This window comes from Pseudarthrobacter oxydans, assembly GCF_030812335.1.
Taxonomy (GTDB): Bacteria; Actinomycetota; Actinomycetes; order Actinomycetales; family Micrococcaceae; genus Arthrobacter; species Arthrobacter oxydans_B.
Genome location: NZ_JAUSSN010000006.1, coordinates 158,564 through 171,889 on the forward strand (window position 1 = coordinate 158,564; position 13,326 = coordinate 171,889).

The window sequence follows — 13,326 nt, forward strand, 5'->3', positions numbered from 1 at the left end:
GGTCGCGGCTGCGGCTAAAAGTGAGCGTCTCTACGACCACTGCTATTCGCGTCACCGCTGGTCAGCGGATGGTCGTTTCGGAAGGCAGGGCCGCTCCGAAGCCATTCCCCTTGGATGCTGAGGGGACGACAGATGGCGGATACGCTTGGGACTTGAATACAAGGTTTGCCGTTCGGGGGGATTGTTTATGGGTGCACTATCAGACCTTACTGAGGCAACGGCTGTTGACCGGGCGGTCGGTGAATTTAGGGCTTTGGGGCGGGAATCGTTCCTACTGAAATACGGGCATCGGCCATCGGCTAGATACTTCGCTCATATCGACGGACTTCACATCGACTCCAAGCCTCTGTTATCGGTCGCCTACGGCTTTCAGTATCCGGATCGTGGCCCCCTTGAAGTTCGGTTCTTTTCCGGAGGTGAGGAGAGCAGGCGGGCCTTGCGTCGCTTCGGCCATGACCTTGTCGAGTTGCCGTTATCTGCAGGCGGCCCCTCCGTTGTTTATGGGAAGATTCCGGACTGCCCGGCTGGAACGGTGTTCAAGAATCGTCGGGAAGCCTATGACGCGGGCGTGCACCGGACCACTCAGGCCGGTATCGCCGGCCAGGCTGAGGGAACACAGTCCGTGTGTCTCTCGGATGGGTACTCGGACGATGAGATCCAGGGCGACCTCATCACATATACGGGTTTTGGCGGCAGAGATGCAAACACGGGGCGTCACATCGCTGATCAGAAACTTGAACAGGGAAACCTCGGGCTTGTCGAAAACTACAAGCTTGGCAGGCCGGTCCGTGTCCTGGTCAAGGAATCCGTGCTTACCGGCAGGCGGGCCGACACCGAATACATCTACCTTGGCCTATTCGTAGTCGCTGGTTGGAGTTGGGGCATGCGCGACGGCTTCAAGGTCCTCGTTTACCAGCTGCGGGCAGTAGCTGGTGACAGTATCACCGCTGACGAAACTGCGGAGACCCTGACGCGCGGCGAAGAAACACCCACTCAGCGCCGCAGTTCAACCGTGAACCGTATCGTGCGGAACTATGAAGTGGCTGCCTCCGTCAAGAGGCTCTATGACAACACCTGCCAGATTTGCAGTACTCGGCTCGAGACGGCTGCCGGGCCCTACTCCGAAGGCGCCCACATCCGTCCGCTGGGCATTCCCCATAACGGACCGGACACCCTGGATAACATCTTGTGTCTCTGCCCGAACTGCCACGTCCTGCTCGATGGTCACGCACTTACGGTGCAACCCGATGGCACAGTCCTGAAGCGTGGCGAGCCGGCCGGGACGCTCACAGTCTCAACCGCACATAACCTGAACTTTTCAAACCTTGCATACCAGCTGGAGATTTCGACTGGTGTGTCGAACCTCGGCCGCGGGGGAGTGGACAGTACGTGAGCTGGAGCTGGAGCTGGAGCTGGAGTGGGGGCGTCTTGTCGCCACCGCATGTCGAAAATACCCGGGCTCGGACCGAGCCCGGGTACTACCAAACCGCTAAGGCACAGCTCAAAGCCTAGAGGTCTCCGAGCATTGACAGCTGCAACATTTGTTCTATACGAATTCCTCAGGCGCGTTTCCCAGTCAACGGGGGTGGCGGAGTGCAATTGGTGGCCTATTTGAATAGTGAGCGTGTCGACGCCACCCAGATGGATTATCAACAATGGAGGGCGATGGATCGCAAGGATTTTTACCCTGAGCTGGTCTTGCCCCAATGCGGAATACGCGCCATCCGCTACACCTCACGCAAGGGCACACCGTACTTTGCCCACTACGGCAGGGGCAGTATCAAATGCACCGTAAAGCACAAGGCGGAGTCAGAGGCTCACCTGGTGATGAAGCGGGCCGTCGCCGAACGCATCAACGCCGCTCAAGGCTGGACGGCGACCGTTGAGTATGCCCCGGGCAGTCGGGCCTGGATTGCTGATGTCCTGGCGGAGCGTAAGGACGGGAAACGCTTCGCGTTCGAAGTGCAGTTATCCAAACAGTCCCGGGAACAGTACGGCCTCCGTAGCCAGCGCTACTTTGAGGAAGGCATCCATCCTGTGTGGCTGGTCCCGAAGCTGGAAGAGTTCCGTGAGCTCAAAGTGCCGATGCTCGGAACTGGATTCGCGAAGGACAGCAAAATCCCGGACGTGCCCGCCCAGCTGATGGAGAGCGCTACCCGACACTGCCTCACAGGCGCGGGCGGGAACTTGGGGCAATCCATAGATGGGCTGCTCGGGGGCAGCATCACTTGGGAGCATGGTAGCCCGTCTGACCAGTGGCGTGCTCAGCAGGAAAACAAGCGGCGCGTAAGGGAAGTCTTTGGCGGATATTCTGACGGGTCGTTCGGTTCGAACTTCGCCAGGGCGGCTGAGCGTCCCGATGTGCTGTGGCCCGCGGCCCGTCAGATAAGAACGAGATACGAAATGCACATTTGGGCTTCGGTCATCAGGTGTCCTGAGAGCGCCTGCGAAGTCTTGGTGTGGCATGCGCAGGAATCTGCGGTGATGGAAAGGCTGGATGCTGAGAACCGGTGGCAGCGTGAGGTTAACTGGCATGCCCTCGAGAAGGTCGATGAATGGTTGCTGGGGTCCGACGCAGCCGTTCGCAGGGCGGTTCTTCGGGGCGTGGCACCCTACAGCCGTGGCGCCGGGGCGTTCTTGTGCCCATGTTGCAGTGTGGAGATTCCAGAGTGGCTGATTGTCCTGCTTCCGTCTGACAAGTGGTCCCTTGTGGCCGTACCTGGAGATGGTGACGTTCCCGCTGTCGAGGGGCGTCCGCTGAAACGTTAAGGGAAGAGGGATTTATTCGAAGGCGGACCCGTTGGGAGCCACCCGCAGTTATTTCATTGGCAGAGCGAACCGGCGGCGGGAAGCAATAGAACGGAGGAACGCGGAAAAGCGGCAATCCACGAGAACCCGCGATAAGGGACCATGGCAATGATTTCAGAGTCACCTGCTTGGACTGCGGGGTGAATTCGAGGACTATGACGAGGGCATCCACGCCGGGGCGCGGTGCTTGATTCAATAGATTCCTCAGCACGAGCACCGTGAAATAATTCCATCTGTACGGGCGCAACAGAATTCGTAATGGGTGATGGCCATTGAAAAAGGCCGAGCTATGACGTTTGATTCACAACATGGCGAACGAATGGGTCTATGACCTCACCGGCAAGGAAGTGGTCTTCACTGGTGACATCGACGGCTACCCGGAAGAACACCTCGCAGAGATTGCGCTGGGGCTTGGAGCCAGTCGGGTAAAGGAGTGGATTAACAAGTCCACAACAGATGTGCTGGTTCGGGGGTGGAGCGGCCGTTGGAAATACGGAAATTTTGGGAAGAAAGAAAAGCAGGTCGCAGAGATGCAATCGGCCGGGCACCGGATACGGATCATAGATGAAACCGGCTTCTTTGGACTGAGGTCAGGTATTCCGGCCCCGGCAATGACTCCAAACGTACCGGAATCAGCAGCTCGACAGGTCGCCGCTAAGGGAGGGGCCGTCGGTGCACCATATCGTCCAGGTCAATTCAAAGGGCAGCTCCAGGGTGATGGTGAACATTACCGTGATCCGGATGTCATGGAGCGTGGGCTCCAAGCACATTCAAATACGCAAGACTCTCTGGCGAAACTGCTGACCTTGCGTGGGTTGGTTCCGCTGTCTCCTTTCGACCGGCTGTGTAACTTCGATCTGGCATGGCAGTGGACCGACGGGACATTTGGGATCGCGGAGGTAAAAAGTAATACGGTTGGCAATGAAGCCTTCCAAATTCGACATGGGCTCGGACAAGTCCTGGACTACGGCCATCGGATCAATCATCGCGGGTTTGCCTCGCGACTGTTTCTCGTTCTTGAACGAGAGCCAGAGAAACCAAGCCACTGGACATCGCTTTGCTCCGCGCACGACGTGAAGCTGACGTGGGCGCCTGCATTCTACGGCGTGGAGTGACGTCAAGGCATGCGCGTCCTAATAGCGGCCATCTGGGAGGCCCACTGCGAAGACCTCGTACTCCGCCGGACCTGTTCCGCCGCAGCGACGTCGTGTTCGGCGCAGAAATCCGCACTGGCCAGAAATCCTCGCCCTGAAAAGGACACTGTTTGTCGCGGACCTGACCGCTGGCGCTCACTTGGATGGAATTTGGTAGACCAGCCCTTGATTCTGAGGTTGCGGCATAATCCCAGCTGATCGGATCCATCTCACGACACCCGCTGGTTTGCCCACAACGGCGCGGGAAGGAAAGAAGACGAGCCCTAGCTTGGGGGCGGTGAACTGCCCAGCGCTCTTCCTGATGACGTCCGGCAGCGATATAGATGCCTCGCGGTCCGGTCGTCAGCGGGAACTTCGAGGGCTGACACTATGGACTCATGACTGATGCTCAGCTTGCCGTCCTCGGGTCCTTGATAGGTGTTCTCGTGGGCGTGATCGGGACACTTGCCGCGACCGGGATTCAACAGCGCTCCGAGAACAAACGCGCCCAGCTGCGGTTCAAGGATGATAGACGCAAAGAGCACACAGAGCTGGTGGCAGCACTTTCCGCCGCGGACATCAAGACATGGGAATGGCTAGTTTCGCTCAAGCGCATCAATGAAACCCTTGCTCGACAGGAGCCTGGTCCTCAGGTCGACGCGCTCACATCGCAGCGCACCGAGAGGATGGTAGCGATAAATGCGGCTACTTCAGACTTGGCTGACCGCTCGGCAATGGTTCGAATACTAGTTCCGGAGCTGGCGGACGTCGTCGCGGAACTGTGGGAGGTTTACGGCAAATTCCCGTTTGACGACGACTTCGATGAGCACGAGGCCGCGTACCGTACGGCCCGCCGCGCCTTCGAGAAGCAAGCCCAGAAGCTGCTGAGCGCGTAAATTACTTCCCCGGGTGATAGGGTTCGAACCGCTTGGGCCAGGGCTGGAAAACGGGAGTTGGCCGCCCTCATCCTTCCCTGTCCGGAGATGGAAGGGAGCGCGCCTGCGTGCCGGCCTTTGCCACCGCCCAGTCATGCTGACGGGGTCGGGTGCGCGGCCGTTCTTCAGGTCGCCGGATTCCCGAATGGCCTCGGGGCAATGTACACGGACGTGAAGTGGTACACGGGGCTAGTCATCAGGGGAGTCTACAGCCCCTATGCTTCCAGGCCAGGGCAGACTTTTAAAGGAGGCGTCAGCCCCTTAACAAGCCGGCCGGGACGCTCGTATTTGTGGATAGCCCGTTCCAGCCGGGAGAATGCCTTCGACGGTGCGAGTGCGCCCACAGATTCTGTTCCCCGCTCCATATTGCATTGGAGGTGGACTAACTGGACGTTTCCCCAGATATCCGGTCCGCCGAACGAAGTCAGTACTTTGTGGTCAATGGATGCTGAGGCGGGGTGGGGGAGGCGGAACTCCAGAGCAACACTTGTGTGGCAGATCGCGCAAATACCCTTGTCGCGCTCGTGGAGCAGGATGACTGCCCTACGCCGAACCTTTGGCAGACGTTCGCTGTCGTCCATCGTCCATGTCTTCAGGTTTCGGTTACCAACGTTTCCAGCCGTTGACGGACTTCGGCGCATCGCAGCGAATTCGGTATCGGTCATCAGCGTGGGGCCAGAACTCAGACGTTCGTAGAAATCTGTCAGTGCCGCGTTCACCTCAGCCCCTGCCTTTGCCCGGGCCGACTGCTGCTTCAAAGCCTGGGCATCACCGTAACTTGGATCGCGGTCGTTCATGGACGCCATCGTACCCTCGACCCCTGACCCCGGGACGAAAACCACCACTGAGGCAACAACCAACGTTTGAAAGGGAAGGACCATGGGGCGACATTCCGAGGCCGTAGGGGCCACCCCTGGCCGCCGCCGGAGACGCCATCACCTGCAAGCACAGGCACTTTGTGAACTGGTCCGCACCCTGGCGGAACAGGCGGACGCCGCCGGCCGGAGGGGCGGGGGGACCAGGCTGGCCGGGATATACCTCACCGCGCCGCGCACTCAACACCCCCGTGGGCCGCCGCCCCACCATGGCCACGGCCGCCAGACCGCGGAACGGACCGGCCGCGTTCCGCGGGATCCGGGGCGGCGCAGCCAAATCGCGGGGCAGGAAGACAGGCGCGGGCACCCGTTAGGTCATGAGGCTCATCAACCTTGCTTGTTTCTCGGCATGGAAGTTCTCAAGGCTGGGGCCGCCAAGTACCTGCCCGGTGGAACTAACGGTGGAGGTCCATGTCTGGCGCCGAATGCGCTTGTCTTTCCAGGTCAACTCCGCCAGGGGGAATGCGGCCTCTTCCGGCCGGTTCCCGTAGACGTTGATGGGTATATAGAGCGACGCTCCTGGAGCAAGCACCTGGACGGGGAATGGGTCATGGCCCGTTTCGTGCGGCCATGGCCGCCAGGGTTGCTTACCATCCTTGATTTCCGGGGTGCTGACTATGCTGTTGTCGGCGGCCGGTCTGGCCTCTAGGTCAACAGTGAGTGCGAGACGTATGTTTTTGGCGCTGGCGGCTCCGTGATTGGTGACGACCAGGCGGTCCGCGCAGTACTTGTAATCCGGTGTCTTTGCGAAACGGACGCTCAAGTCCGCCTTGCGACCACGGGAGAACTGACTAACCAGAGCGATGACGCTCAACATCAGGGCCAGGAGGGCTATCACTGTTTGAGCGGAGTTGTTTGTGAAAGCGTCGCCAATCCAACTACCGATGGCCGCCCATTGCTCCGGCGTAATGCCCTCTGCGGGTCCAGGGCCGGAAGTGGGCGATGGCGTCGGGGTGGGCGTTGGCGCGGTCATTGGATCAATATAACGAGCGTGACAGACAGTGAATGACCACGGGCCGTGACGGGGGGCGCTAACGGCTCCTAGTAGGTTTGGGGCATGGAAGATTTAGTTAGACAGGGTCAATGGTGGTGGTTGGTTGCGATCCCCGTGGTTACTGGTGTTTTCGCGTTAGCGGGCGCCTGGTTCGGTGGCAGTCTCGGGAAATACAACGAACATACGCAGTGGCGGCGCAACCAGCGCGCGGAGGCCTACACCGACTTCTTGACGGCCCTCAACGAAGAGATTCGGAAGATTTCCCATCTGCGTGACTCTAGGAAAGCTGACGTGGTATTCCCCGAAACCGAATTGGCCCGCATAGAAATCGTGGGATCCCAGAACGTGCGTGTGTTGGCGCGTAAGTTTCAGGACCACCTCCACGGCTATCGGAGCACCGCCTCATTCGTTTACCAGAATGGGCAATACCCGGACATGCCGCCTGGGGACCAGGAAAGCCACCTAGATCTGTACAGCAACGCCGCCGGACGATTGGTGGAACTCCGGGACGCCTATGTCATGGCGGTCCGCAAGGACCTGGGTACGTACGCAAAGCGCGACAACCAAACCAGCGGCATTCATGAGGGTATTGGGATCAAGAGCCACGCCGCTTAGAAGAGTCTTTTCTAGACTTTCGACCTGGCCATCGCCATGGCCGCCCTGCTGGCCTCCAACGACGTCCGGTCCACCGGCCGGACAGTCTTCATCGCCGAACTGGGCCTGGACGGCAGGCTGCGACCGGTCCGCGGCGTCCTCCCCGCCGTGATGGCCGCCGTGCGGGCAGGCTACGCCGACGTCGTCGTGGCGGAGGCCAACGCCGCCGAAGCCGAACTCGTGCCCGGCGCCCGCGTGCAGGGATACACCACGCTGGCCCGTCTGGCCTTCGATTTCGGTGCCGATCCGCGGGATCTGGCCCTCGACTTCGACCCCGCCCCTGACCCGGGCGAACCGGAGGACGGAGCTGAGACGTTGTCCTATTCGCCCCCGGACATGCGGGACGTCTCCGGGCAGGGGGACGCCCGGCGGGCGCTGGAAGTCGCCGCCGCGGGCGCCCACCACCTGCTCCTGACAGGCCCGCCGGGCGCGGGAAAAACGATGCTGGCCGAACGGCTGCCGGGCCTTCTGCCGGACCTCGGTGACGCCGAGGCCATGGAAGTGACGGCCATCCATTCGCTCTGCTCGCTGACCTCAGCCTCACTCCAGCTCGTGCGCAGGCCCCCGTACGAGAACCCGCATCACACCGCGACCGCAGCGGCCATCATCGGAGGCGGCTCCGGGCTGCCGAGGCCCGGGGCCGCATCCCGGGCCCACCGCGGAGTGCTGTTCCTTGACGAGGCCCCGGAATACGAGCGCCGTGTCCTGGATGCCCTCCGGCAGCCTCTGGAGAGCGGTGAGCTCGTGCTGCACCGTGCGGCAGGAACAGCGGCGTACCCTGCCCGCTTCCAACTCGTGCTCGCGGCTAACCCGTGCCCGTGCGGCAAGGCCACGGGCAAAGGCGTCGAATGCATCTGCACCCCGACAATGCGCCGGCGGTATCTTGCCCGACTGTCCGGGCCGCTGCTGGATAGAGTCGACATCCAGCTGCAGGTTGAGCGGGTGTCGCTGGCCGACTTTGGGGTGCCCGGGGCCGAGGAGGACACCGCCACCATCGCGGCGCGCGTCCACGCTGCACGGCAGCGGCAGCTCAAACGGTTGCTTCCCTTCGGCATGGAAACCAACGCCCAGGTCCCGGGGCGCGTCCTGCGGGGCGCCCTGCGGCTCGGCGCCCCGACCACCCGGATCCTTGACCACGCCATGGAACGCGGCGTGCTGACAGCCCGCGGCTACGACCGCGTGCTGCGCCTCGCGTGGACCCTGGCGGACCTGGCGCTGCGGGCCGTCCCGGAGCCGGACGACATCGGACTGGCCCTCAATCTCCGGCAGGCAGCCGTCGCCGCCTAGCAGAACGTTCCGCCGACGCCGCCGCAGGAGCGCGGCGCCATCACTGACCGCCAGCCTGCGAAAGGACAACACCATGACAGAGAGCGAACGGACGGCCCGGGCAGCGCTGTCCCGGCTGTTTGAACCGCAGGACGCTGCGGGCCTCGCGCTCGTACGCATCGCCGGGGCGGAGGACGCGCTGAAGATTGCCACCGGTCAGCTGGCCCACGGAGCGGAGCTGGAGCGGGAGATCTTCCAGCTGCTGGACGAGAACAGCTCGGGCAGCGGCTGGACGGGCCTGGCGATCGCCCGGCAGCGCTGGGCACCGAGGGTCCCTGATCTGGCGCCGGCACGGGACCTTTCGACAATGCAGCGGCTCGGCGGTCGCCTGATCATTCCTTCGGACGAACTATGGCCCCGCCAGCTGGCGGACCTCGGACTCCAGGAACCGATCTGTCTGTGGTGGCGCGGCGTCGAACAGGAGCTGCCCGCGCCGGCCAGGTCCGTTGCGCTGGTCGGTTCCAGGGACAGTACCTCCTATGGCGCCTCCGTCACTGGCGACCTCGCATATTCGCTGGCACAGCGGGGTTTCACGATTATCTCGGGCGGCGCCTACGGCATCGATGCGCACGCGCACCGGGCAGCCCTCGCCGGCGGCTCGTCCGGCAGCATGCCCACCATCGCCGTGATGGCCGGGGGAGTGGACCGTTTCTACCCCTCCGGCAACGAGGAGCTGCTGAGGACCGTCGCGAACCAGGGAGCGGTCCTGGCCGAGGTCCCACCGGGTTCCGCCCCGACGCGCTACAGGTTCCTGCAGCGCAACCGGCTCATCGCTGCGCTGGCGTCCGTCACGGTCGTCGTGGAGGCCCGGTGGAGATCGGGCGCGCTGAACACGGCGCATCACGCCGAAATGCTGGGCAGAGCCGTCGGTGCGGTGCCTGGGTCAGTGCACAGTCCCAACTCCGCGGGCTGCCACCGGCTGCTCCGGGAAGGAGGGGCGGTTTGCGTCACCGACGCCGGGGAGGTTGCGGAGCTCGCCTCGCCCAGCGGGGAATCACTGCCCGAGGTCAAGGCCGGCCGGGCGGCAGTCCAGGATGGGCTGACCTTGGAGGATCTCATCCTGCTGGACGCCCTGCCACTGAGGGCCACCACCTCGGTCGAAAAGCTCACCGCCGTCGCGGGCCTGTCCGCGGATTCAGTCCGCGCGGGCCTGGGCCGGCTCGGGCTGCTGGGTCTGGCCGAATCACACCGCGGCGGCTGGAAACGGTCCGGCACGGCGGGCTGACCGGCCGCCGGCGTCCGCGGCGGCCGGCGGCGGCAGGTCCCGGCCCGGCACCGGACCGCGGCTCGCCGTCAGGCTCCTTGATCAGCCGGCGATTCCTGCGAGAGTAAGGGGGTGTCCACACAACAGATCCCCGCCGCGCTGGCCGCGGCGGCCCAGGGTTTCGGCCGCTACCTGGAAGCGGAACGCGGCCGCTCGGCCCACACGGTGCGCGCCTACCTCTCCGACGTCGGGAGCCTGCTTGAGCACGCGGCGTCCGAAGGGGTGGAAGACCTCGCCGGGCTGGAACTTGGCACCCTGCGCCGCTGGCTCGGCTCGCAGAGCGAAGCCGGGATGTCCCGCGCCACGCTGGCCCGCCGCTCGGCCACCGCCAGGGCATTCACCGCCTGGGCCGTCCGCGAGGAACTGATCGAAACTGACCCCGCCCTGCGGCTGAAGGCACCGAAGCGGGAGAAGTCCCTGCCCGGGGTACTGCATCAGCAGCAGGTCCTCCGGCTGGTCGAGGGCGCGGAATCCGCGGCGGCCGAAGGCGGTCCCGTGCCGCTGCGGGACCGCGCCATGCTGGAGCTGCTGTACGCCACAGGGATCCGGGTCGGCGAGCTGGCCGGCCTCGACGTGGACGACCTCGATGCCGACCGCAGGACCCTGCGGGTGCTCGGCAAGGGCAACAAGGAACGTACGGTGCCCTACGGCGTGCCCGCCGCGCTCGCCGTCGACGACTGGCTGCGCCGGGGCCGGCCCGCCCTCGCCACGGACACCTCCGGCCCGGCACTCTTCCTCGGTGCCCGCGGCAAACGCGTGGACCAGCGGCAGGTCCGCAGTGTTGTCCACGATCTGTTGGAAGCCCTGGGGGATACCGCGGCCACCGGTCCGCACGCCCTGCGGCACTCCGCCGCCACCCACCTGCTCGACGGCGGGGCCGATCTCCGGGCGGTGCAGGAAATCCTGGGCCACAGCAGCCTGGCCACCACCCAGATCTACACTCACGTCTCCGTCGAGAGGCTCCGGCAAAGCTACCAGCAGGCCCATCCCCGGGCTTGAGCCCGGCGCTTCGGGCCGGGCCTGTTCACGGAAATGGCCCCATACGGCATGCCGCGCGGCGCGCCGGGGAAGACGCGCCGAATTACACTGGCGTAATGCGGAGGCGTACGGCAGAATAGGAGTCACGCCCGGCAACTTTCAAGTGTCGCTTGAAGCTCTTGAGCATCAAGTTCCACCCAGGAACCGGGCAATAGCTTAATAGTCTGGCAAGGACCACCCGTCTCACGGCGGACCCGCGCAACAGACAGACATCCAGGCAGAGGTCGTTGGGGAAGACGTACCTACAGCTATGGAGGATGGAATGTCTGTTGCACTGACCCGCGGTGTGTTGTTCGTTCACTCGGCCCCAACTGCCCTGTGCCCCCACGTTGAGTGGGCCATAGGTTCTGTTGTGGACAAGCGGACGGACCTTGAGTGGACTGCTCAGCCAGCTGCGCCCGGAATGTTCCGGGCCGAGCTGTCGTGGACCGGGAACCCGGGCACGGGGGCTCAATTGGCGTCTGCCCTCCGGGGCTGGGCGCATCTGCGCTACGAGGTCACGGAAGAGCCCAGCCAGGGCGTGGACGGCGGCCGCTGGTCGCACACACCGGAGCTGGGTATTTTCCATGCCGTCACGGACGTGCACGGCAATATCATGGTCTCCGAGGACCGCATCCGTTACGCCTACGAATCCGGCGCCGGCGACCCCTCAGCGGTCTACCATGAGCTCTCCCTGGCCCTCGGCGAGGCCTGGGACGAGGAGCTGGAACCCTTCCGGCACGCCGCCGAAGGCGCACCCGTGCGCTGGCTCCACCAGGTCGGCTAGAACACACAGGTCGGCCGGAACCGCCAAGTCGGCCGGAACCGCCAAGTCGGCCGGACCGCCAGGTCCCCCCGCAAACACACTCCATAGCAGCGCCAAACGACAGATGGCGGCAATGTTCACAAGGAACATTGCCGCCATCTGTCGTTGGCGTGACGAGGGTGGCGGGAGCTAGATGCTCCGCACCGCGATCACGGCGTTGTGGCCGCCGAAGCCGAAGGAGTTGCTCAGCGCCGCGATGCTGCCGGACGGCAGGTCACGGGCAGTCGTGACGACGTCGAGCGGGATCTCCGGATCCTGGTTCTCGAGGTTGATGGTCACCGGAGCCTTGCGGTCGTAGATGGCCATGACGGTCAGCACGGCTTCGACCGCACCGGAGGCGCCCAGCAGGTGCCCCATCTGCGACTTGGTGGCGGAGACTGCGACGCTGTCCAGCTGCTTGCCCAGGGCGGCCTTGAGGGCCGCGTACTCGGGCTTGTCGCCGACCGGGGTGGAGGTGGCGTGCGCGTTGACGTGCACCACGTCCTCCGGCTGGATCCGGCCGTCGAACATGGCAGCCTTCAGCGCGCGGGTGGCGCCCAGGCCCTGGGGGTCCGGGGCGGTGATGTGATACGCGTCGGCGGTGACCGAGGTGCCGGCCAGTTCGGCGTAGATCCGGGCGCCGCGGGCCAGGGCGTGCTCCTCGGCCTCCAGCACCAGGGCGCCGGCGCCTTCGCCCATGACGAAGCCGTCGCGGCCAAGGTCGTACGGCCGCGAGGCGTGCTCGGGGTCGTCGTTGCGGCGCGAGAGTGCCTGCATGGAGGCGAACGCGGCGATCGGCATCGGGTGGATGGCGGCTTCGGCTCCGCCACAGACGACGACGTCGGCCTTGCCGGAGCGGATCAGGTCCAGACCCATGTGAACGGCCTCGGTGCCGGACGCGCAGGCTGAGACGGGGGTGTGGGCGCCGGCGCGGGCACCCAGGTCAAGGCTTACTGCCGCTGCCGGGCCGTTGGGCATCAGCATGGGCACGGTCATGGGCAGGACGCGGCGGGGGCCCTTTTCGCGCAGGGTGTCCCAGGCGTCCAGGAGGGTCCAGACGCCGCCGATGCCGGTGGCGAAGGCCACGGCCAGGCGGTCGTGGTCGACCTCGGTGATGCCGGCGTCGGCCCATGCCTCGCGGGAGGCGACAACCGCGAACTGCGTGGACGGGTCCATGCGCTTGGCTTCGACCCGGCTCAGGACCTCGGTCGCGGCGTTGGAAGCGCGGGCGGCAAAGTGGACGGGCAGTTCGTACTTGGCCACCCAGTCGTCCTCGAGCGTATGCGCTCCGGAGACGCCCTTCAGCGCGTTTTTCCACATTGTTGGGACATCGCCGCCGATGGGTGTGGTGGCACCCAGACCGGTAATGACTACTTTGCGTGCCATGGGATCACTCTCTGTCGGTGCGCCTGCCGTATCCGGGACTTGGGGAAAGGTTGCCGGGGCCTGCGTTTGAAAAATTCTGGGGTGTTGCACTGGATGGTGCGGCAAAAGGCGCGGTCCGGGGGTGCAGTT

At 64.2% G+C, this 13,326-nt stretch carries 11 protein-coding genes and 1 pseudogene; 9 read left to right on the forward strand and 3 right to left on the reverse strand.

The features are described 5' to 3' along the window. Positions 1–145 precede the first annotated feature (145 nt). The 4 genes from J2W14_RS11720 to J2W14_RS11735 all read left to right on the forward strand — a co-directional run bounded on the left by J2W14_RS11720 (position 146) and on the right by J2W14_RS11735 (position 4,837). On the forward strand, positions 146–1,393 hold the full coding sequence (locus tag J2W14_RS11720) for a YDG/SRA domain-containing protein (protein ID WP_307462576.1): 1,248 nt from the start codon (positions 146–148) through the stop codon (positions 1,391–1,393). Between the two features lie 209 nt (positions 1,394–1,602). Beyond that, positions 1,603–2,769, forward strand: coding sequence for a competence protein CoiA (locus J2W14_RS11725; RefSeq protein ID WP_307462578.1), 1,167 nt, complete (start codon positions 1,603–1,605; stop codon positions 2,767–2,769). A gap of 347 nt (positions 2,770–3,116) precedes the next feature. Next, positions 3,117–3,923, forward strand: a complete 807-nt coding sequence (locus J2W14_RS11730) for a hypothetical protein (RefSeq protein ID WP_307462579.1) — start codon at positions 3,117–3,119, stop codon at positions 3,921–3,923. Positions 3,924–4,339: 416 nt separating this feature from the next. Further along, positions 4,340–4,837, forward strand: coding sequence for a hypothetical protein (locus J2W14_RS11735; RefSeq protein WP_307462580.1), 498 nt, complete (start codon positions 4,340–4,342; stop codon positions 4,835–4,837). A gap of 254 nt (positions 4,838–5,091) precedes the next feature. Here J2W14_RS11735 and J2W14_RS11740 read toward each other — a convergent pair whose 3' ends face one another. Continuing rightward, positions 5,092–5,673 carry an HNH endonuclease gene (locus J2W14_RS11740; protein WP_307462582.1) on the reverse strand — a complete coding sequence of 194 codons (582 nt, stop codon included), beginning with the start codon at positions 5,671–5,673 and terminating at the stop codon, positions 5,092–5,094. A gap of 388 nt (positions 5,674–6,061) precedes the next feature. Further along, positions 6,062–6,724 carry a hypothetical protein gene (locus J2W14_RS11745; protein WP_307462584.1) on the reverse strand — a complete coding sequence of 221 codons (663 nt, stop codon included), beginning with the start codon at positions 6,722–6,724 and terminating at the stop codon, positions 6,062–6,064. A gap of 84 nt (positions 6,725–6,808) precedes the next feature. On the opposite strand from J2W14_RS11745, the gene J2W14_RS11750 reads away from it, so the two are divergent. The 5 genes and pseudogenes from J2W14_RS11750 to J2W14_RS11770 all read left to right on the forward strand — a co-directional run bounded on the left by J2W14_RS11750 (position 6,809) and on the right by J2W14_RS11770 (position 11,793). Next, positions 6,809–7,360, forward strand: a complete 552-nt coding sequence (locus tag J2W14_RS11750; RefSeq protein WP_307462586.1) for a hypothetical protein — start codon at positions 6,809–6,811, stop codon at positions 7,358–7,360. An 18-nt stretch (positions 7,361–7,378) separates the two neighbouring features. Further along, positions 7,379–8,686, forward strand: a pseudogene (locus J2W14_RS11755) (YifB family Mg chelatase-like AAA ATPase); the annotation flags it as partial. A 73-nt stretch (positions 8,687–8,759) separates the two neighbouring features. Beyond that, positions 8,760–9,950 carry a DNA-processing protein DprA gene (gene dprA, locus J2W14_RS11760; RefSeq protein WP_307462588.1) on the forward strand — a complete coding sequence of 397 codons (1,191 nt, stop codon included), beginning with the start codon at positions 8,760–8,762 and terminating at the stop codon, positions 9,948–9,950. Positions 9,951–10,061: 111 nt separating this feature from the next. After that, positions 10,062–10,988, forward strand: coding sequence for a tyrosine recombinase XerC (locus J2W14_RS11765; protein WP_307462590.1), 927 nt, complete (start codon positions 10,062–10,064; stop codon positions 10,986–10,988). Between the two features lie 301 nt (positions 10,989–11,289). After that, complete coding sequence (locus J2W14_RS11770) at positions 11,290–11,793, forward strand: DUF3145 domain-containing protein (protein ID WP_056426723.1); 504 nt, start codon at positions 11,290–11,292, stop codon at positions 11,791–11,793. Positions 11,794–11,961: 168 nt separating this feature from the next. Here J2W14_RS11770 and fabF read toward each other — a convergent pair whose 3' ends face one another. Next, positions 11,962–13,197 (reverse strand): beta-ketoacyl-ACP synthase II, encoded by a 1,236-nt coding sequence (gene fabF, locus J2W14_RS11775; protein WP_307462593.1) that lies wholly within the window; start codon positions 13,195–13,197, stop codon positions 11,962–11,964. Positions 13,198–13,326: the final 129 nt, after the last annotated feature.